Raw genomic sequence first — 20,404 nt, forward strand, 5'->3', positions numbered from 1 at the left:
CCGCCAGCGTTCGTCCTGAGCCAGGATCAAACTCTCCAAAGAATTTGATATAGCTCTTAAATTGACGAAGCTTGCGCTTCATTCAAAAAATTGTAAAACTTATTTTTGCCTCATCGTTCAGTTTTCAAAGTTCGTCTGCCGCTCTTAGCGACTCATTTATAATAGCATCTGACTTTATATTCGTCAACTATAAAAATAAAGTTTTTTAAAAAAGAATAAATAAAGACGATTCCTCTCATTTTTGATGAGAGGAATCGCCAGTCTCTTCTTATTGAAACGATACAATTTTCACTTCAGCCAAACGCGATAAATCATATTCAGTCTCATCCGTATCTTCTATAACAATAGGTCGCTCAATATGATTCGTATAGGCGTGAATCTTTCCCCGCACTCCGCTACTCAATAAAACGGTTCGACCGATTTCATAAAATCCGAGCAACGTAGCGAGAAGCGACAAGGCCTCCTCGTCATAGGCTTTATTCTGCCACATATAGAAGTATGCTTCTTCTGGCGAAAGTGGTTTTCGAAACGTTCGAGGTGCGGTTAACTGACAGAATCGATCAGCGACAATAAATAGAGGAGATGCGGGATTCAGCTCCCGCTCGGTTAGACGTTTTGGAAAACCGGATCCATCTAGACGTTCGTGATGCTCTGTGATCAATTGATAGACACGCCCTCGTAGCGTTTGGTTACTTGGAAGCATCGCTGCCGAGACGAGTGGGTGTTGGTATAGTAGCTCCCTTTCCATTTTTGTGAAATAACGCATATGAGACCATTTTCGAATTTTAGCGTAACTTGCATCAGCGAAATAAGAAGCAATTCCGTAATCAAATTGAAGTTGGTGCTCATCCCCTCGATATTTCGATAAGGCGCGTGCGACGAGTGCTCGATAAATCGCATGGTAGATGACATGGTTTTTTCGCAAAGGTTGATGCGTAAAAAAATGAACAACTGCTGAAAGCGGGAGTTCCTGACGAAATAGTTGATGAATGAATTCTAAACCTTCGTAAGGATTCGGGGCGATTCGCTCTTCCCACTGATTATAATGTTTCTCATATTGTAGAACCTGTTCGCAAAGAAGCTTTTCTTCTATAGAAGTGAAGATGAATTGTTCAACGGGTGCAACATCAATTGCTTCAATCTTTAAGAAACGGAGCAAACGTAGATGTTCATTTGTTAAATGAATTCCTGCCTCTAAGGAAGAAACGGGTGACAATAACGTCATACCAACATGTACAGCGGATAAGTTCAAACGCACGCGAATCCCTCCTATATATGAAAAAGGTCGAACGGAAACACCGTTCGACCTCTCGTCTTACTCATTCACATCAGACGATTCGTCGGCTTCAGGTGCTTCTACCTCAAACCCATTCTCCAAATCGACTGCTGATTCCTCTTCTAACTCATCTTTTTTCAATTTTGCGATAGTCGCTAGACGATCGCCATCTTCAATGTTCATCACTTTCACACCACGTGTGCTTCGACCCATCTGAGAGATAGTTTGCGAATCGATTCGAATCGCAACGCCGTGTTCAGTCATCAACATGATGTCATCATCTTCATCAACAACACGCATACCCACGACTGTTCCACGATCTGTCTTAATTCCAATGATTCCGGAACCGCCACGACCTTGTGTACGGAACTGCTCCATAGCCGTACGTTTCCCGAATCCTTTTTCAGTGATAATCAAGACGTCTTGCGTTGTGCGAACGATTTCCATTGAGACGACTAAATCATCGTCTTTCTTCAAACGAATTGCACGAACACCACGTGCCGTACGTCCCATCGATCGAACTTCTCCTTCGAGAGGGAAACGAATCGACATTCCTTGGCGAGTGACAATCAACATTTCATCATCGCTCTTCGCAAGGCGGACGGTGACGAGCTCATCTGTTTCATTCAAGCTGATGGCACGAAGACCGTTTTTGTTGATTCGAGCGTATGCCGAGAGTGGTGAACGCTTAATCAAACCTTCTTTTGTAATGAAGACAAGAGACAATTGCTCATCTGCCACTTCTTCTTCCGATTCATTTTGCGCATCTTCTGCCACCGTTTGGTTTGCCAGGTAACTATTGAAATCGACAGGAATCATCGTTTCAACTTTTTCACCTTTATCAATTTGAAGCAAGTTAATGATTGGCATTCCTTTTGCGGTACGACTCATCTCAGGAATTTCATATCCTTTAAGACGGAAGACACGACCGAAGTTCGTAAAGAAGAGAATCGTATCGTGTGTCGAGGCTGACAGCAAACGAAGTACGAAGTCTTCATCGTTCGTTCCCATACCTTGTTTCCCACGTCCACCCCGACGCTGTGCGCGGTATGAATCGGATGGAATTGACTTGATGTAACCTTCGCTCGTTAACGTGATCATCATGTCACGAACCGGGATTAAATCTTCATCCTCAAGTTCAACGATATCTGTACGAATCACCGTACGACGTGCATCACCATACCGCTCTTTGATTTCAAGCAACTCGTTGCGAATGATGTCGAGAAGCAACTCCTCATCACCAAGAATCGCACGAAGTTCCTCGATCAACGCTTTCACTTCACGGTATTCGCCTTCGATTTTCTCACGCTCCAAACCAGTCAATCGTTGGAGACGCATATCTAAAATCGCTTGCGTTTGCTCAGTAGAAAGTCCAAAGCGAGCAATCAACTTCTCACGCGCCTCGTCACCAGTACGTGTACTACGAATGATGGCGATGACTTCATCCAAGTGATCAAGCGCAACACGAAGTCCCTCTAAGATGTGGGCACGTGCTTCGGCTTTATCCAAATCGAATTGCGTACGACGACGTACGACTTCTTTTTGGTGTTCGATGTAGTAATAGATGGCTTGTTTGATGTTCAACGTTTTCGGGCGACCGCCTACGAGGGCAAGCATGTTCACTCCGAACGTCGTCTGCATCGGCGTTTGCTTATACAAGTTGTTCAAGATGACACTCGCATTCGCATCCCGACGAACTTCGATGACGACCCGCATCCCGTTACGGTCGGATTCATCACGCAAGTCTGTGATTCCTTCAATTTTTTTATCACGTACCAAATCGGCAATTTTCTCAACGAGACGTGCCTTGTTGACTTGATATGGGATTTCATGAACGAGGATCCGTTCACGACCGTTTTTCAACGTTTCGATTTCGGCTTTCGCACGCATCGTAATCGATCCACGTCCCGTTTCATAGGCACGACGAATCCCGCTGCGTCCCAAAATCTCTCCCGCTGTCGGGAAGTCAGGGCCTGGGATGTGTTGCATCAATTCAGCAATCGTGATGTCCGGGTTATGAGTAAGAGCCAACACCCCATCGATGACTTCATTCAAGTTATGCGGAGGAACGTTCGTTGCCATCCCGACCGCAATCCCGCTCGTTCCGTTGACAAGGAAGTTCGGGAAGCGAGCCGGAAGAACAACCGGTTCTTTCTCTTCACCATCGAAGTTTGGTTGGTAATCGATTGTGTTTTTGCCAATGTCTCGTACGAGTTCCATCGCAATCTTAGACATACGTGCCTCGGTATAACGCATCGCAGCGGCCGAGTCGCCATCGACTGAACCGAAGTTCCCGTGACCGTCGACTAGTTCGTAACGATAACTGAAATCTTGAGCCATACGAACCATCGTTTCGTAAACGGCAGAGTCACCGTGTGGGTGATACTTACCGATCACGTCCCCGACGACACGCGCCGATTTCTTATGTGGCTTGTCCGCACGAATTCCGAGCTCGTTCATCGCATACAAAATACGACGGTGAACCGGCTTCAAACCATCTCGCACGTCCGGAAGGGCACGTGATACGATGACGCTCATCGCATAGTCCATGAACGACGTTCGCATCTCTTGGCTAATATTTATATCCTTGATATTTTCTTGTTCTGCCATTCGTTATTGCCTACCCTTCTTATTAAATATCGAGGTTCTTCACGTAATGGGCGTGAGATTGAATAAAGTCACGGCGTGGTTCGACGTTGTCACCCATGAGCGTTTCAAAAATCTCATCTGCCTCAATTGCATCTTGAAGATCGACGCGAAGCATCGAACGCGTTTCCGGGTTCATCGTCGTATTCCACAACTGTTCAGGATCCATCTCTCCAAGACCCTTGTAACGTTGAACGCTATAACGTGCGTTTTCAGGAAGTTGTGCAAGTGTAGCTTGTAACTCTCGCTCGTTTTGAACATAGATTGTTTCTTTACCGTGCTTCACACCATAGAGCGGTGGTTGCGCAATATAGACGTATCCACTCTCCACGAGTGGTCGCATGTAACGATAGAAGAACGTCAATAACAGCGTACGAATGTGCGCTCCATCGACATCGGCATCGGTCATGATGATCAGTTTATGGTAACGAGCTTTTGATAGATCAAACTCATCCGCAATCCCTGTTCCGAGAGCCGTGATAATAGTCCGAACTTCTTGGTTGGCTAAAATCTTATCAAGACGTGCTTTCTCGACGTTGATGATTTTCCCTCGAATCGGCAAGATTGCTTGGAAGTGACGGTCACGACCAGATTTTGCCGAACCACCCGCTGAGTCACCCTCAACGATGTATAGTTCAGATTTCGAAGCGTCTTTCGACGAACAGTCAGCCAATTTCCCTGGTAATGAACTGACTTCGAGAATACCTTTACGACGTGTCATCTCGCGTGCGCGTTTCGCAGCAAGACGTGCGCGTGCTGCCATCAATCCTTTGTCGACAATAAGACGACCGACTGATGGATTCTCGAGCAAGAATTGTTCGAACGTGTCACTGAATAACGTATCTGTCGCCGTACGAGCATCGGCATTTCCAAGTTTCGTCTTCGTCTGTCCTTCAAACTGAGGTGCCGGGTGTTTGACGGAAACGATCGCCGTCAATCCTTCACGGACATCATCCCCAGAAAGACTTCCGTCGGCCTCCTTCATCAATCCGAATCGCTTCGCATAATCATTGATTGAACGTGTGAGTGCTGTCTTGAAACCAGTCTCGTGCGTCCCACCTTCATGTGTTGGGATGTTGTTCGTGAATGAGTAGATGTTACTTGCGAAACCTTCGTTGTACTGAAGGGCAATCTCTACCTCAATTCCATCTTTCGTTCCGTGCACATACACAGGCTCTTCATGAATCGATGCCTTCGAACGGTTCAAGTGCTCGACGTAAGACTTAATTCCGCCCTCGTAGTGATAATTACGTTCAATCGTCTCATCGCTACGATCATCTTTTGCGACAATCCGTAGCCCTTTGTTTAAGAAAGCGAGCTCGCGAAGACGTGTTGCTAGCAAATCAAAGTCATACTCGAGTGTTTCTTGGAAGATATCGCCGTCCGGGAAGAAGCGGACAGTCGTTCCTGTCGTATCTGTCGTTCCGACGATTTCAAGTTCACCTTGTGGAACGCCACGTTTGAACGATTGATAATACACGTTGCCGTCGCGACGGACGAACACTTCAAGTTTTGTCGATAGTGCGTTAACAACCGACGCCCCTACACCGTGAAGACCACCTGAAACTTTGTATCCGCCACCGCCGAATTTACCACCGGCGTGCAATACCGTGAAAATAACTTCAACGGCAGGTCGGCCTGTTTTCTTTTGAACGTCTACTGGAATCCCACGTCCGTTATCTTCGACAACGATGGAGTTTCCTGGCTCAACCGTCACTGTGATCGTGTCACAATAACCTGCAAGCGCCTCATCGATTGAGTTATCGACAATCTCCCATACTAAGTGGTGGAGACCGCGAGAGCTTGTGGAACCGATATACATCCCTGGACGTTTACGAACAGCCTCTAAGCCTTCAAGAACTTGAATCTGATCGGCGCCATACGCTTGCAATTCTTTTTCGTTTTCATTACTCATCGGTTATTTTCACCTACTATACATGATTTGGTGTTCCTTCTTACCACGATTACACGGATTCTGTTTCGACTTCGCCTTGTTTCACGTGAAACACTTTGGCTTGTTGAATGGTTTCATGTGCGATTCCATCAATGTTTGTCGTCGTCAAAATCGTTTGTACTTTTCGTCCCATCGTATCGAGTAGATGGGTTTGGCGATGATCGTCAAGTTCAGATAACACATCGTCTAATAACAAAAGAGGATATTCGCCAACTTCTTCATGAATCAATTCAATTTCAGCTAGCTTCAATGACAAGGCCGCCGTTCGTTGCTGACCTTGTGAACCGAACGTTTGAACGTTTCGATCGTTTACGTACAATTCAAAATCGTCACGATGTGGACCAAATAAGGTCACACCTCTTCTTCGTTCGTTCTCTCTTATTTTATCAAACTTTTGACGATACGTTTCAAACATCTGTTCTTTTGAGAAACGTTCTTTTTGGAACGTGTCAGAAACGTATTGAATCGTCAGTGTCTCTAACTCACGTGTGATCCCAGAATGAATCGGATTAGCCCATTTTTCGAGTTGATCGATGAAATGATAGCGTCTCATCACAATCTTCACGGCGAGTTCAATCAATTGGTCCGTCAATACTTCGAGTAACGTCTCGTCCCCACCCTTTGTGGATAACTGCTTCAACAAGGCGTTTCGCTGTTTTAACGTCTTCAAATATTGATTGAGCTCATGTAAGTACACGGGACTGACCTGACCGATTTCCATATCTAAAAATCGCCGTCTCCCTTGTGGACTGCCTTTGACGATGGCTAAGTCTTCAGGGGCGAACAAGACGACGTTAAATGCGCCGACATAGTCACTGAGACGACGTTGTTCTAAATGATTGAGCTTTGCTTTTTTTCCTTTAGGAGAAAATGAGAGACTCTGCACCGATTCGCCGGTGCGTTTATGAATCCGTCCTTCGATACTTGCGGCATCAGCTTCCCAACCGATCAATTCTCGGTCTTGTGTCGTCCGATGCGATTTTGCGAGCGCAAGTACGTAAATCGATTCGAGAAGATTCGTTTTTCCTTGGGCATTCTCACCAATTAGAACATTCGTCTGTTCTGAGAAATCTAGCTCGAGGGTTTCGTAGTTGCGATAATTTTGCAATCGGATCGACTTTAAATGCACGTCAGTTTCCCTCGATTTGATATTCCCCGAAGCCTTCGACCTCGATTGTATCTCCATCTCTCAATTTGCGACCACGGCGTTGGTCCTGCTCACCGTTCACTTTGATCATGACATCTTCTAAAAAGAACTTTGCTTGTCCCCCACTTGAGATGATATCTGCTAATTTTAAAAATTGTCCGAGCGTTACATACTCGGTTGTAATCGACACTTTTTCCATGTCGTCACTTCCTTTCTCACATGCTGATCTGAAAAAATCGCCATACATATTAGTTTATCGAAAATCGTCGAATAAGGCAAAAAGAGGGATGACAAGGTCAGACACCTCATCATCCCTATCCGCTGCTTACGATGTGCGGACTGGTAAAATCAGTTGAAGAACGCTATCTTGCTCAACCGGTCGTAGAATGAACGGTCGCATCGAACCCGTGAACTGGATTTCGATTTCAGATGCATCGAGCGCACGAAGCGCATCCATTACAAATTTAGAGTTGAAGGAGATTTTCAATTCTTCCCCTTCAAGCGATAAGATGCTGACACGCTCAGACACTTTACCGACTTCAGGTGAATGTGAAGATACTTCGACTGCTGTCGTATCTTCCGCGACAAATTTAATCACGTTGTTCCGGTCAGCACGTGCTAAGAGTGACGCACGATCGATGGCTTGTAAGAATTCTTTCGCATTCATGCGCACCGCTGTACGATATTCTTCCGGAATGAGGCGTGACGTGTCTGGGTACGCCCCGTCTAACAAACGCGAGAAGAATGAGATGTTTTTCATGCGGAACAAGATCTGCTGGTCCGTCAGCACGATTTCAATCGGCAACTCTTCACGATCGAGCAATTTAGCGAGCTCGTTGAGCGAACGACCAGGGACGACGACATTTTGGAACGTCAAGTCGTTATCTGTCTCAAAACGAGCACGACGAAGCGCCAAGCGGTGGCTGTCTGTCGCTACACATGTGAGGAAGCCTTTCTCAGCAGAGAAGTTGACCCCTGTTAGAACGGGGCGTGTCTCTTGTGAAGAAACAGCGAAACTCGTCTGACGGATGATGGTCTTCAAGAGATCCGCTGGTAGATAGAAACGACGGTCGCTCGCAAGTTCTGGCAGGCGAGGATATTCGTCCGGGTCGAGACCGTTCAAATGGAATTCTGCCTGGCCAGACTCAATTCGTGTCATGAAGTTTGGTGACACTTCGAGTGTGACTTCGTTCGTCGGCAACTTCTTCACGATTTCTCCTAAAAAGCGCGCATTTAATACGACACTTCCAGCACGCTGAATTTGAATGAGTTCGATTCCACCTTCTTCGATTGGGATCAAACGTTCAATCGAAATTTCAGTATCACTTCCTGTCAGTGTTAAACCGTCCGCATGAGCTTCAAGCTTTAAGCCTGTCAAAATTGGAATGGTCGTTCGTGAAGCCACAGCTTTTGATACATCTTGTACGGCTTGCATGAATACATCTCGTTGAATCGTTAAATGCATGTGGATAATTCCTCCTAAGGTGAAATGAGTCATTTACTAATAATAATAGTATTAATTAAGTCATAATAGTAATAAGGGCTGTGGATACTGGGGATAAGTCCCCTGAAGCATACGTATGAAGCCATTTCGCCTGTGAATAACTTGTGGATAACTAAGGTGGTTTATCCACAGGATATCCACAGAGAATCCGTCATCAGTTAGACAGTGCTTTTTTCAACGTTTGAATCGTCTCTTGCATTTCCACATCGTTTTTCAGAAGCGTGCTGATTTTCTCATGTGCATGAATCACAGTCGTATGATCACGCCCTCCAAACTCTTCCCCGATTTTCGGTAATGAACTCTCCGTCATCTCACGAGATAGGTACATCGCGATTTGACGTGGGAATGCCAACGTTTTTGTGCGTTTTTTCGAGTTCAACTCTTCTACTTGAATGTTGAAGTGTTGACCGACGATTTCTTGAATGTCACGAATGACGATCTTCTTCGCTTCCTGGACCGGCATGATGTTATGAAGCGCTTCTGCTGCTACGTCTGGGTCAATCGGTCGCCCAACTAGTTTTGCGTAAGCGACAACGCGTGTCAATGCCCCTTCTAGCTCACGAATGTTCGTATCGATTTGATTCGCAATATAAAGCATGACCTCGTTTGAGATATCGAGACCTTCAGCAGTCGCCTTTTTACGGAGAATCGCAATTCGTGTCTCGAGGTCAGGTGGTGTGATATCCGTAATGAGTCCCCATTCGAAACGCGAACGTAGGCGATCTTCTAACGTCGGAATTTCTTTTGGTGGTCGGTCGCTTGAAATGACGATTTGTTTCTGATCATTGTGTAGCGCATTGAAAGTGTGGAAAAACTCTTCCTGCGTTTGTTCTTTTCCTGCCAAGAACTGAATATCATCAATCAGCAACACATCGATGTTCCGATAGCGATTACGGAACTCGCCTGTTTTATTGTCTCGAATAGAGTTGATGAATTCATTCGTAAACTTTTCAGAAGAGACGTACGCAATCCGAGCTCCTGGTTTTTGTCCTTTTACGTAATGACCAATCGCATGCATCAAATGCGTTTTCCCGAGTCCGACTCCCCCGTAAATGAATAGCGGGTTATATGCACGTGCCGGTGCTTCAGCGACAGCGAGTGATGCGGCGTGGGCAAATCGGTTCCCCGATCCGATGACAAACGTCTCGAAGATATATTTGTCATTCAGCTGTCCGAGATCCCCTTCCTCTTTTGAAGGTAATGGTAAAGGCTGTTCCCTTGTTTCCGTCACGGCAATGGATTCTTGTGACGATCCATCCGCTGGAGCATACTTGTGTGCTTGAGATTCTTCAATAAAATGAATTTCGAGCTTATTGTTTGTGATTTCTTCGACCGTATCTTGTAAAAGTGACAAGTACTGTCGCTCTAACCACGTAACGATAAAACTGGCCGGTGCCGACACAACGAGTGTCGTTCCCATCAGTGATACCCCTTCGGTTGATTTCAACCACATGTCAAAACTAGCTTTTGGAGTTCGTTCCTCTTCTTCAATCACAGATAAAACGTTTCTCCAAATCTCGCGAGCATTCTTCAATGAAAGACCTCCTTTACTCACATGTTTGGTAAAACTTATTCACACGATATACACATACACTATTCTATAGTAGAAACTAGGGTTATCCCCAAAGAACAAAAACTGTGGATAAAGTTATCCACATGGTGTTCATTATGGGGATAACACTTATCCACAGCCTGTGTATATCTCGGAATCACGAATTGTTCATCCACAAGTTTGTGCACATTCAGTTTAGCAAAATAAAATAGACGTGGCAATGCTTTTCGGTATTTATCCACAGACAAAGAAAAGTATCCACACCCACTTATCCACATGCTGTGTGTTTTGTGGATAAACTGTGGATATGTTGTGGATAAAGGGGTTTGGATAGAAAGGTCACTGAAAAAGTTATGCACAAAAGAGGAGGAAGTGAATTGAGAGAAAGTTTTTGTAAAAGAAGAAAATGAAAAAATAAAGAATTTAGACATGAAAAAAGAAGAGTTATTCACATATAAATGTGGATAACTTCGTGAATATGTGGATAAAATGGCTCAACATCGCTATTTATAAAGACCGTTTAAGAAATACGTAAAGGTTTCGTATCAATCTGGTTCCATACAAGCCGTTCTAGACAAAGTTAAACGATCCTAAATGACACCTCTCAATCACGTGATCTCCCCGATTCGAAAACCGTTCGAAAATACATTGACAATTGTTGATTCGATTTATATAATCTTAAAGACTGCCTTAAATGAAACTATAACTTGCTAATAGAGCGTTAATCTTGAGGAGGTGCTGTAACCATGAAACCAACTTTCAACCCTAACAACCGTAAGCGTAAGAAAGTTCACGGATTCCGTGCACGCATGGCGACTAAAAACGGTCGCAACATTCTTGCTGCTCGTCGTCGTAAAGGCCGTAAAGCCTTGACTGTATAATTTCGAATGAAGATTGCCCGGGGATCCTTTCCTCGGGCAATTTTTTAGTTTGTCACAGAAACGTAGCATTTCATGGATTCTCCCTCGTTCAAATGATGCGGATATGATATGATGTTAGTTGACGATTTTTGAAGCGAAGGATGGAGTGAGAATTTTGAAAAAAGAATACCGCCTGCAAAAGAATGAAGAGTTCCAAGCGGTGTTTCGCGAAGGACGCTCCGTGGCCAATCGTCAGTTTGTCGTCTACACGCTCAAAGCGGATCAAACGCATTTCAGAGTGGGTCTTTCTGTCAGCAAAAAGCTTGGAAATGCTGTAGAACGAAACCGCATGAAACGATTGATGCGTGAGTCGCTTCGCTTGCTTGAACCGAACGTTGCGCCGAATGATTATGTGATCATCGCCCGGAAGCCTGCGACCGCATTGACGCAGTCGGAAGTGACCGAGAGTTTGAAACACGTATTCAAACGAGCAAAGGTTTGGCAAAAACAAAGCCGGTGACCATGACAATCTGAATTTGTTCTCTCATATAATCAGAGTCTTATAAGATTGCCCGATCGACGTGTGCGTTAAAAAAGAATTGATAAAGAAAGCGTAGGAGGAACTATGAGCAAAAAGCTAAAATTAGGATTACTCGCTGCCATGACTGCGGTCATTATGCTGATGGCAGGCTGTGTGGATCCGTCTACCATCCAAGCCGAACCAATCACGGCTGACACAGAAGGTTTCTGGGCGAAGTACTTTGTATGGCCGCTCGCATGGCTCTTGAAGGAAGTTGCTTATTTAGTCGGTGGCCCATGGCAATATGGGATTTCAATCATCATCGCGACAATCATTGTTCGTTTGTTGATTCTCCCGCTCATGATCAAGCAGACGAAGAGTATGGGTGCGATGCAAGTCTTGCAACCGGAAATGTTGAAGCTTCGTGAGAAGTACAGCTCAAAAGACCAAGAAACACAACGTAAACTCCAAGAAGAGATGATGAAACTTTATCAAGAATACCAAATCAACCCGCTCGCAGGTTGTTTGCCAATCTTGATTCAAATGCCGATTCTCTTCGCGTTCTATGATGCGATTCGTCGTACTCCTGAGATTTTCGAAGCGGACTTCTTATGGTTCGACCTCGGTGCTCCGGACCCAACGTTCATCTTGCCGATTTTAGCGGCAATCTTGACGTTCGTTCAACAAAAAATCTCAATGGCGGGTCAAGAACAGAACCCACAATTGAAGATGATGCTTTACATCTTCCCGGTCATGATTTTCATCATGTCGATCAACCTTCCAGCCGCGCTCTCATTGTACTGGGTAGTCGGTTATATCATCTCAATCATCGTCACGATGGCAATCATGCTTCCGATGCGTGAGAAGATGAAGGTTGCAGCAGAAGCGAAAATCGCTGCGAAAGAAGCAGAGCGTGCAGCGCTTGCTGAAGAAGAGAAGAAAAACAAAAAGAAAAAACGTAAATAATCGTTAGGCTGGGTGTCTTCTGACACTCAGCTTTTTTTGTGGGATTGTATGTCGAGAAGACGGGAATAATGAAAGAAACGGGTAAATGGAGGTGTGGAAACATGGAGGCATTTATTCATCGTGTAGAACGTTCGACGTTATGGCAAGCAATCCTTTACTTTGTGCTCGGTGTTCTTATTCTACTGTACCCTCGATTTTTCTTTGATGTCATGGTGTACGTGATTGCTGGATACTTGGCGATCATGGGCATATGGATGATCTTTCAGGGAGTTCGCAGACGACAAGGCGGATTACCGCCAGCTTTCTTTATGGGTCTCATCTATTTGATTTTGGCAACGGTCGTCTTTTTCTTCGCCGAGACGCTGGCTAGTCTACTCCCGATTTTAATCGGGGCGCTGTTTTTATTTGGAGGAATCATTCGCCTCATTCAGGCGCTCGGTTACCGTCAATCGATGGCAGGACGATGGCTCTGGTTTTTGATTGGCAGTCTATTGTGGATTGGTGTCGGGATTCTCATGTTGACAAATCCGTTCAGTAGCCTACTTGTCCTATTCCAGCTTTTCGGTGGAATCCTCATCGCCATTGCAATTCTAGAATTGTTCCTCTATTTCACGATTCGTTCGACGAAACGACAAGCACGTTACTAAAAAACAAACCGTCCTCTTTCAAGGGCGGTTTGTTTCTCGTTGAAGCAACTGTTCCATAAACGATCCGAACACATTGTAGCCGAATAAGGATTGGAAGAAAGGGTGTTCTTCTTTAAGTCGCTCGATGTAGAGTCGGGCGGCTTTTTCATGATTCGCTGGGGTCAATTGATTATAAAATGGATGTAGGTCGATTTCTTGTCGCTGCGTCATATCCTTTAAACCGAGGGAAGCCCGATCCGGTGTATGGTGAGCGGCTAACACATATGCAAAATGGACCATTCCTTGACGAAGCATTTCGGCTGCCCAAATGTCGTTACCGCGATTTCTTGATTTCGTATATTGGAAAAAGAACCAAACGGTGTCGAAGGCATGGTCACTGATTGCTGCTTCGTCTAACTCCAAGGAAGTGGCGTGTCTAGCAAGTCGCTGTTGTGGGTCGTAGATCACATGAATCGAGTCTTGATGGTTCAACGTATCTTGCGTGACCGTGAACAGGTCGAGGTGAAGAAAATCGTCGAATACGACGATGAGTTGTGGCGCAACGATGTGAATCTCGTCTTTTAACAGAATCGGACGGTAGGCGTTTAAATGCTCGAGGCGTCTAGATAGAAAGGAGGCCTCCTCATCGGGGTGCACCATGACATAAAGGTCGATATCTGAATGCTCATCGGCTTCTCCCCTGCCGAAAGAGCCTTTCAAAAAAATTGCTTGAACTGCCTCATCCTGTTTTAATCGTTCCGTAATGAGTTGAATCGCTTCCTGTTGCTTCATGTTCATCCCTCTCGTCTCTGTCAATATATTCCTTTATTGTACGAAAATAATGATAGGAACTGCAATGACTTCATCGACGGGTGAACTCTTTCGTTCAAGTCGAATATCGTGTATAGTAGGTTCGTTATGCATATGATAGAAGAAGATGGTTTAGGTTTGGAGGGAGAAAGATGCTAGAGTTTGACACGATTACAGCGATTTCGACGCCGATGGGTGAAGGTGCCATTGGAATCGTCCGATTATCAGGCGATTTGGCGGTCGAAACGGTGAACAATGTGTTTTCTGGAAAAGACTTAACACAGGTCGATTCACATACCATTCATTATGGAACATTAAAATGTCCTGATACGGGCGAAGTCGTCGATGAAGTCATGGTCAGTATCATGCGAGCACCAAAGACGTTTACACGAGAAGACGTCGTCGAAATCAATTGTCACGGAGGCGTCGTGGCGGTCAATCGTGTGCTAGAACTCATTCTCGACCAACCCGACATCCGCTTAGCAGAACCGGGCGAGTTCACGAAACGCGCCTTTTTAAATGGCCGAATCGATTTATCACAAGCCGAAGCGGTTATGGACTTGATTCGTGCGAAAACGGATCGGGCGATGAATGTGGCCATGTCTCAAATGGAAGGACGTTTGTCACGACTCGTTCGCGAATTGCGTCAACAACTGCTTGAGACGATTGCGGCAGTCGAGGTCAATATTGACTATCCGGAGTATGACGCCGAAGAGATGACACAAGCGATCGTCGAAGAGAAGGCAGGCGAAGTCAAACGAATCTTGGAGCAATTGCTCGAGACGGCGCGACAAGGAAAAATCTTGCGCGAAGGTTTGGCGACGGCAATCATCGGGCGACCGAACGTCGGAAAATCTTCACTCATGAATACGCTTGTGCAGGAGACGAAAGCGATTGTCACGGAGATTGCCGGGACGACACGTGACACGATCGAGGAATATGTCAACGTGAAAGGTGTTCCGCTCAAGTTGGTGGACACCGCCGGTATTCGCGAGACAGAAGATATCGTTGAACGCATCGGCGTAGAAAAATCGAGGAAGGCGTTAGAAGCAGCGGACTTGGTCCTTCTCGTCTTGAACGGACATGAAGGGCTAACTGTCGAAGATGAGGCGTTGTTTGAGGCCGTCAAAGGGATGAATGCCATCATCATCATCAACAAGACAGACTTGCCACAAAACATGGATTCTTCTAAGCTAGAGAAACTAGCGGCAGGCCGACCAATCGTGGCGACGTCGCTCTTACTAGATGAGGGAATCGATGCACTTGAAGCGGCGATTGCGAACCTCTTCTTTGCAAAAGGCGTCGAGTCACAAGATATGACATATATCTCAAACGCTCGACACATTCAATTAATCAAACGAACGATTGGTCAAATTGATGAGGCACTCGGTAGTGCTGTCATGAATATGCCAATCGATATGGTCCAAATCGATTTACGTCGGGCATGGGATACGCTCGGTGAAATCAATGGAGATACCGTACAAGAGAGCTTGATTGATCAGCTCTTTTCACAGTTTTGTCTTGGGAAATAATAAGGAGGAACAAATATGGCTTATACGGCAGGCGAATATGACGTAATCGTCATCGGGGCCGGACACGCAGGGATTGAAGCGGCACTCGCATCGGCTCGGATGGGTGCCAAAACAGCGATGCTGACGATGAACCCTGATATGGTCGGGTTCATGTATTGTAACCCGTCAATCGGTGGACCGGCGAAAGGGATTGTCGTACGTGAAATCGACGCACTCGGCGGAGAAATGGGTCGTGCGATTGATGCGACGTACATCCAAATGAAGATGCTCAACACGTCGAAAGGTCCAGCGGTACGTGCACTACGTGCACAGGCGGACAAATTCCAATATCAAAATCATATGAAGAAAGTGCTAGAAGACGAGCCGAATCTATTGCTTCGTCAGGCACTTGTTGAACGATTGCTCGTCGAAGACGGAGAAGTTCGTGGCGTGGTAACGAACACGGGTTCAGAATATCGCGCGAAAGCAGTCATCGTCACGACGGGAACGTTCATGCGTGGTCAAATCATCATCGGTGAATTGGCATACGAAAGTGGTCCAAACAACCAAATGCCATCGGTCGAGCTTTCAAAACATTTAGAAGAACTCGGCCTCGATTTAGTTCGATTCAAAACAGGGACACCGCCACGAATCGATGGGAAAACAATCGATTACTCGAAGACTGAGATTCAGCCTGGAGACGAGAATCCATCATTCTTCTCGTACACGTCGACTGACTTGAATCCAATTGAACAAATCCCTTGCTGGCTCACGTATACGAGTGAACGTACACATCAATTGATTGATGAGAACTTACACCGTTCACCGATGTATTCGGGTGCAATCAAAGGAACAGGACCACGTTACTGTCCATCGATTGAAGATAAAGTCGTCCGTTTCAATGACAAACCACGTCACCAAATCTTCTTAGAACCAGAAGGTCGCGATACGGAAGAAGTATACGTTCAAGGTTTCTCGACGAGTATGCCAGAAGACGTTCAACATCAGATGCTTCGGACGATTCCAGGTCTTGAAAAGTCAGAGATGATGCGTCCAGGTTATGCGATTGAGTATGATGCGGTCGTACCGACGCAACTTTGGCCGACTCTTGAAACAAAGGCAGTTCCAGGACTCTTTACAGCAGGGCAAATCAACGGGACGAGCGGCTACGAAGAAGCAGCTGGACAAGGAATCATGGCGGGAATCAACGCCGCATGCAAAGTGCTCGGTAAAGACCCTGTCATCCTTGACCGCTCTCAAGCATACATCGGTGTCTTAATCGATGACCTCGTGACGAAAGGAACGAACGAACCATATCGTCTCCTCACATCGCGTGCTGAGTATCGCCTCTTGTTGCGTCATGACAATGCAGATTTACGTCTCAGCGACATCGGGCATGAGATCGGCTTACTTTCAGAAGAACGCCATGCACATCTCAATGAGAAGCGTGAAGCGATTGAAAAAGAAGTGAAGCGACTTGCATCACTTGTCGTCAAACCGACGCCTGAAGTGAATGCGATGCTTGAATCGGTCGGTGCACACCCGCTGAAAGAAGCGACACATGCGAACATTTTGTTGAAACGTCCAGAAGTGACGTATGAGGCACTCATGACGGTCGTCCCATCTACGGACGAGTTGTCGTTCGAAGTGAAAGAGCAAGTCGAGATTCAAGTGAAGTATGAAGGCTATATCTCAAAACAGCTCGAACAAGTCGAGAAGATGCGTCGCATGGAAGCAAAACGGATTCCAGAAAACTTGGATTACGATGCAATCGGCGGTCTTGCGACAGAAGCGAAACAAAAATTAAAACAAGTTCGTCCACTTTCGATCGGACAAGCATCACGAATCTCAGGTGTAAACCCTGCAGACGTGTCAATCTTGCTCGTCTATATCGAACAAGGACAATATGCGACGGTGGAGTGAAACGATGAACGAATCTCAATTTATTGAAGCGTTACGGGCGAAAGGGTTTGAACTGAACGAGACACAACTCGCTCAGTTCAAGCGCTATTTCGAGATGCTTGTTGAATGGAACGAAAAAATGAACTTGACGGCCATCACGGACAAAGAGGAAGTGTATTTGAAGCACTTTTACGATTCGCTCAGCGCAGCGTTCCATTTCGATTTCACGAAAGTCGAAACGGTATGTGATGTCGGAGCGGGTGCCGGATTCCCGAGTCTCCCTCTCAAGATTTTATTCCCGCACTTACATGTCACGATCATCGATTCATTGAACAAACGCATCACGTTCTTGAATGAGTTGGCGCTCGCCCTTGGACTTGAAGGTGTCGCGTTCCATCATGGACGTGCCGAAGAGTTTGGGAAGAACAAAAAATTCCGCGAACAGTTTGATGTCGTCACAGCACGTGCGGTAGCCCGCATGACGGTGTTGGCTGAGTACTGCTTGCCACTCGCAAAAGTAGGCGGAAACTTTGTCGCGCTGAAAGCGGCGAAAGTATCTGATGAGATGAAAGACGCCCAAAATGCGTTGGCTGTCCTTGGCGGGAAAGAAAAAGCGACACACCAGTTCCTATTGCCAGGAGAGATGAGTGAGCGTAATATCGTAGTTGTAGATAAACTACGAAAAACGCCCGGGAAATATCCGCGTAAGGCGGGGACACCGGCGAAAGAGCCACTTATCTGATGATGTCGTTTCACGTGAAACAAAAGCAGATTCCAGTGGTGGAGTCTGCTTATTTTTTTACATAAAAGGGGTGCCCGACGTTGAAGAATAGATTTGCGAAATTGTTCGGTGTGAATCGAAAAGACGAAGTTGCCGTGACGCAGATTGCAGAAGTTCGAGCGGATGACACGGTACAGGAGCTCTCGTTGTCACGATTGCGTCCGAACCGATATCAACCGCGTAAAGTGTTCGAACCGGCTAAAATTGAAGAGTTGGCAACGACGATTTCGGAACATGGATTGCTTCAACCGATCGTGGTTCGAAAGGCAGACGGGGACTGCTATGAAATCATCGCCGGGGAGCGTCGTTTCCGAGCCGTGAAATCGCTCGGCTGGTCAGCGATTCCAGCAATCGTTCGCGATATGGATGACGATACGACGGCTGCGCTCGCATTGATTGAAAACTTGCAACGGGAGCAGTTGAGTCCAATTGAAGAGGCGGAAGCATACGACCGGTTACTCGGCTTGAACGGCTTGACACAGGATGCATTAGCGAAGAGTCTGGGGAAGAGCCAGTCTACGATTGCGAATAAATTGCGACTGTTGAAATTGCCTGAGGATGTGAAGCAGTCGCTTCGCGATCGTCGCATCAACGAACGACACGCACGTGCGCTGTTACCGTTAAAAGAAGAGGGATTACAGCTCCAAGTGCTCGTTGAAGTGTTGGAACAGGATTATAATGTTAAAGAGACGGAAGAAAGAGTCGCCTTTTTGACAACGCCGATTGAAGAAGAAAAGCGTAAACCGAAAAAACAACGTCGCCGGACAAAAAGTTTTGCGCGCGATACGCGAATCGCCATCAATACGATTCGTGACTCAATCGATTTGATTGGGAAAACAGGGATTGATGTCCAAACTGAAGAAGTAGACGAAGAGGAATTTGTTGAAATTCGAATTCGCATCCCGAAAGCGCGGCCTCAAAAATGAGTCCGTGCTTTTTCATACGATGAAGGAGGTTTGTAGATGGAACGATTAGCTTTAAAATTCATTCGCCCAAACCCGAACCAACCCCGGAAACAATTTGAGGTGGAGAAACTAGAAGAGTTACGCCAGTCGATTGAACGGTATGGCGTGTTGCAACCGATCGTCGTACGAAAAGCGACCGGCTACTATGAAATCATCGCTGGGGAAAGGCGATTCCAAGCGGCAAGACTCGCCGGGAAAGAAGACATTCCCGCTCTAGTCGTCACGGCAGACTCGGATCGCGTCATGGAGTTGGCCTTAATTGAAAACATTCAGCGTGCTGACTTGAACGCCATCGAAGAAGCCGTCGCCTATGAACAATTGATGCAGACACTCGGCCTGACACAACAACAATTGGCAGACCGGGTCGGGAAAAGCAGAAGTCATGTGACGAACAGTTTGCGTCTGCTTCGTCTACCGAGCGCGGTTCAGCACGCGGTCATGGTCGGCGATTTGACGATGGGTCATGCACGGGCGATTACAGGCATGAAATCAGAACAAGCGATGGAGCAAATCGCGAAGCGTGTAATTGCCGAGCATTGGACAGTTCGCAGACTTGAGCGTTACTTACAAAAAGAGCGCACAGCAAAAAAGACGCTGAAGCAATCGAACGCGGATATCGAAGCGGTCGAAGCAGTGCTTGCAGAGCGTCTTCAAATGGATGTGTCGATTCGTCCTCGTCGAAAGGGAGGCGTGTTAGAACTAAAATACTTCTCTCAAGACGATTTAGAACAACTCCTTACGTTGTTGTCGCCTCAAGACTTTGACTCGTCTCGCGACTGACGAAGTCTAGTGATCGCAGCCTCTTCGTGATGAAGGCGTCCGATGCGTGAATCGAAATCGACGAACCCTTCCGTGATGAAGCGTGCGAGTTCATAGACGAGATGGAGTCGTGTATTTTGAAGAATCATCATCTCCATAAAGCCACTGACGTTCACGACGGCTTTGATATTATAAGCGCCGACGGCAGGGAGTTCTTTTTGGACACCTGCACCTGGGGCGAGTGGTCCTTCTGAGAAGAAGACGTAGCCGACACTCGACAAACGTCCGAGACAGGCATCGATGGCAATGATGAGCGGTTGATGGAAGCGTGTTTGAATCTCATGTAACGTCTCCACTAAATTGAGTGCGTGTACGGGTTTCGTTAACGTACCGTATACGTGCAGGTTGCGGATGCGACGTTCTTCTAAAAACGTTCCGACGAGTGGACCAAGAGAGTCACCGGTCGAACGATCCGAACCGATGCAAACAAGGACGATGGGGCGATGGGTTTCATTGACCAACTGTTCATGAAGCTGGTCCGCAAGTAATCTGGATCCACTCCGCTCAGTGTGTTCAATGAAGAAAGAGTATGGTTTATGAGGTTTTAGGCGAAACGGCATGAATC

At 46.3% G+C, this 20,404-nt stretch carries 18 protein-coding genes; 9 read left to right on the plus strand and 9 right to left on the minus strand.

Annotated elements, in window-relative coordinates; all coding sequences use genetic code 11:
- Nucleotides 1–268 precede the first annotated feature (268 nt).
- From KNO86_RS11905 to dnaA, 7 genes are all read right to left on the minus strand, one after another.
- The gene (locus tag KNO86_RS11905; protein WP_214696481.1) at nucleotides 269–1,258 is read right to left on the minus strand and encodes an HD-GYP domain-containing protein; all 990 of its coding nucleotides are present in this window, start codon (nucleotides 1,256–1,258) and stop codon (nucleotides 269–271) included.
- A gap of 57 nt (nucleotides 1,259–1,315) precedes the next feature.
- Entirely contained in the window at nucleotides 1,316–3,886 is a 2,571-nt protein-coding gene (gyrA, locus tag KNO86_RS11910; protein ID WP_214696483.1) for a DNA gyrase subunit A, read from the minus strand.
- Nucleotides 3,887–3,908: 22 nt separating this feature from the next.
- On the minus strand, nucleotides 3,909–5,837 hold the full coding sequence (gene gyrB, locus KNO86_RS11915) for a DNA topoisomerase (ATP-hydrolyzing) subunit B (RefSeq protein WP_214696486.1): 1,929 nt from the start codon (nucleotides 5,835–5,837) through the stop codon (nucleotides 3,909–3,911).
- Between the two features lie 49 nt (nucleotides 5,838–5,886).
- A complete protein-coding gene (gene recF, locus KNO86_RS11920; protein ID WP_074034078.1) occupies nucleotides 5,887–7,005 on the minus strand; it encodes a DNA replication/repair protein RecF in 1,119 nt (372 codons plus the stop codon).
- A 1-nt stretch (nucleotide 7,006) separates the two neighbouring features.
- A complete protein-coding gene (gene yaaA / locus KNO86_RS11925) occupies nucleotides 7,007–7,222 on the minus strand; it encodes a S4 domain-containing protein YaaA (RefSeq protein WP_015880213.1) in 216 nt (71 codons plus the stop codon).
- A gap of 126 nt (nucleotides 7,223–7,348) precedes the next feature.
- Entirely contained in the window at nucleotides 7,349–8,488 is a 1,140-nt protein-coding gene (dnaN, locus tag KNO86_RS11930) for a DNA polymerase III subunit beta (RefSeq protein WP_026824743.1), read from the minus strand.
- A gap of 193 nt (nucleotides 8,489–8,681) precedes the next feature.
- Nucleotides 8,682–10,061: a chromosomal replication initiator protein DnaA gene (gene dnaA / locus KNO86_RS11935; RefSeq protein ID WP_214696488.1), complete on the minus strand. Its 1,380-nt coding sequence runs from the start codon at nucleotides 10,059–10,061 to the stop codon at nucleotides 8,682–8,684.
- A gap of 764 nt (nucleotides 10,062–10,825) precedes the next feature.
- Here dnaA and rpmH point away from each other — a divergent pair.
- The 4 genes from rpmH (at nucleotide 10,826) to KNO86_RS11955 (ending at nucleotide 13,072) form a co-directional block, all read left to right on the plus strand.
- Nucleotides 10,826–10,960: a 50S ribosomal protein L34 gene (gene rpmH / locus KNO86_RS11940; protein ID WP_015880216.1), complete on the plus strand. Its 135-nt coding sequence runs from the start codon at nucleotides 10,826–10,828 to the stop codon at nucleotides 10,958–10,960.
- A 154-nt stretch (nucleotides 10,961–11,114) separates the two neighbouring features.
- Nucleotides 11,115–11,459, plus strand: coding sequence for a ribonuclease P protein component (rnpA, locus tag KNO86_RS11945; protein ID WP_147537828.1), 345 nt, complete (start codon nucleotides 11,115–11,117; stop codon nucleotides 11,457–11,459).
- 105 nt (nucleotides 11,460–11,564) lie between these two features.
- A complete protein-coding gene (gene yidC, locus KNO86_RS11950; RefSeq protein ID WP_214696490.1) occupies nucleotides 11,565–12,425 on the plus strand; it encodes a membrane protein insertase YidC in 861 nt (286 codons plus the stop codon).
- 101 nt (nucleotides 12,426–12,526) lie between these two features.
- Nucleotides 12,527–13,072, plus strand: a complete 546-nt coding sequence (locus tag KNO86_RS11955) for an HdeD family acid-resistance protein (protein WP_214696492.1) — start codon at nucleotides 12,527–12,529, stop codon at nucleotides 13,070–13,072.
- An 18-nt stretch (nucleotides 13,073–13,090) separates the two neighbouring features.
- On the opposite strand, the gene KNO86_RS11960 is transcribed toward KNO86_RS11955, so the two are convergent.
- Nucleotides 13,091–13,843, minus strand: coding sequence for a nucleotidyltransferase domain-containing protein (locus KNO86_RS11960; protein ID WP_214696494.1), 753 nt, complete (start codon nucleotides 13,841–13,843; stop codon nucleotides 13,091–13,093).
- Nucleotides 13,844–14,013: 170 nt separating this feature from the next.
- Here KNO86_RS11960 and mnmE point away from each other — a divergent pair, with 170 nt between their 5' ends.
- The 5 genes from mnmE to KNO86_RS11985 all read left to right on the plus strand — a co-directional run bounded on the left by mnmE (nucleotide 14,014) and on the right by KNO86_RS11985 (nucleotide 19,800).
- A complete protein-coding gene (mnmE, locus tag KNO86_RS11965; protein WP_214696496.1) occupies nucleotides 14,014–15,393 on the plus strand; it encodes a tRNA uridine-5-carboxymethylaminomethyl(34) synthesis GTPase MnmE in 1,380 nt (459 codons plus the stop codon).
- A gap of 15 nt (nucleotides 15,394–15,408) precedes the next feature.
- On the plus strand, nucleotides 15,409–17,295 hold the full coding sequence (gene mnmG, locus KNO86_RS11970) for a tRNA uridine-5-carboxymethylaminomethyl(34) synthesis enzyme MnmG (RefSeq protein WP_214696498.1): 1,887 nt from the start codon (nucleotides 15,409–15,411) through the stop codon (nucleotides 17,293–17,295).
- Between the two features lie 4 nt (nucleotides 17,296–17,299).
- The gene (rsmG, locus tag KNO86_RS11975) at nucleotides 17,300–18,016 is read left to right on the plus strand and encodes a 16S rRNA (guanine(527)-N(7))-methyltransferase RsmG (protein ID WP_214696505.1); all 717 of its coding nucleotides are present in this window, start codon (nucleotides 17,300–17,302) and stop codon (nucleotides 18,014–18,016) included.
- Nucleotides 18,017–18,096: 80 nt separating this feature from the next.
- Complete coding sequence (noc, locus tag KNO86_RS11980; protein WP_214696515.1) at nucleotides 18,097–18,981, plus strand: nucleoid occlusion protein; 885 nt, start codon at nucleotides 18,097–18,099, stop codon at nucleotides 18,979–18,981.
- 36 nt (nucleotides 18,982–19,017) lie between these two features.
- Nucleotides 19,018–19,800 carry a ParB/RepB/Spo0J family partition protein gene (locus KNO86_RS11985; protein ID WP_214696517.1) on the plus strand — a complete coding sequence of 261 codons (783 nt, stop codon included), beginning with the start codon at nucleotides 19,018–19,020 and terminating at the stop codon, nucleotides 19,798–19,800.
- Here KNO86_RS11985 and yyaC read toward each other — a convergent pair.
- Complete coding sequence (gene yyaC / locus KNO86_RS11990; RefSeq protein WP_214696519.1) at nucleotides 19,773–20,399, minus strand: spore protease YyaC; 627 nt, start codon at nucleotides 20,397–20,399, stop codon at nucleotides 19,773–19,775. The genes KNO86_RS11985 and yyaC overlap by 28 nt on opposite strands.
- Between the last annotated feature and the right edge of the window lie 5 nt (nucleotides 20,400–20,404).

This window comes from Exiguobacterium sp. s160 (assembly GCF_018617575.1).
Lineage (GTDB): Bacteria > Bacillota > Bacilli > Exiguobacteriales > Exiguobacteriaceae > Exiguobacterium > Exiguobacterium aestuarii_A.

Coding starts and splice junctions, on each gene's coding strand:
- gyrA (WP_214696483.1), bottom strand. CDS start 3,886: ATGGCAGAACAAGAAAATATCAAGGATATAAATATTAGCCAAGAGATG.
- gyrB (WP_214696486.1), bottom strand. CDS start 5,837: ATGAGTAATGAAAACGAAAAAGAATTGCAAGCGTATGGCGCCGATCAG.
- yaaA (WP_015880213.1), bottom strand. CDS start 7,222: ATGGAAAAAGTGTCGATTACAACCGAGTATGTAACGCTCGGACAATTT.
- dnaN (WP_026824743.1), bottom strand. CDS start 8,488: ATGCATTTAACGATTCAACGAGATGTATTCATGCAAGCCGTACAAGAT.
- rpmH (WP_015880216.1), top strand. CDS start 10,826: ATGAAACCAACTTTCAACCCTAACAACCGTAAGCGTAAGAAAGTTCAC.
- yidC (WP_214696490.1), top strand. CDS start 11,565: ATGAGCAAAAAGCTAAAATTAGGATTACTCGCTGCCATGACTGCGGTC.
- KNO86_RS11955 (WP_214696492.1), top strand. CDS start 12,527: ATGGAGGCATTTATTCATCGTGTAGAACGTTCGACGTTATGGCAAGCA.
- KNO86_RS11960 (WP_214696494.1), bottom strand. CDS start 13,843: ATGAAGCAACAGGAAGCGATTCAACTCATTACGGAACGATTAAAACAG.
- mnmE (WP_214696496.1), top strand. CDS start 14,014: ATGCTAGAGTTTGACACGATTACAGCGATTTCGACGCCGATGGGTGAA.
- mnmG (WP_214696498.1), top strand. CDS start 15,409: ATGGCTTATACGGCAGGCGAATATGACGTAATCGTCATCGGGGCCGGA.
- rsmG (WP_214696505.1), top strand. CDS start 17,300: ATGAACGAATCTCAATTTATTGAAGCGTTACGGGCGAAAGGGTTTGAA.
- KNO86_RS11985 (WP_214696517.1), top strand. CDS start 19,018: ATGGAACGATTAGCTTTAAAATTCATTCGCCCAAACCCGAACCAACCC.
- yyaC (WP_214696519.1), bottom strand. CDS start 20,399: ATGCCGTTTCGCCTAAAACCTCATAAACCATACTCTTTCTTCATTGAA.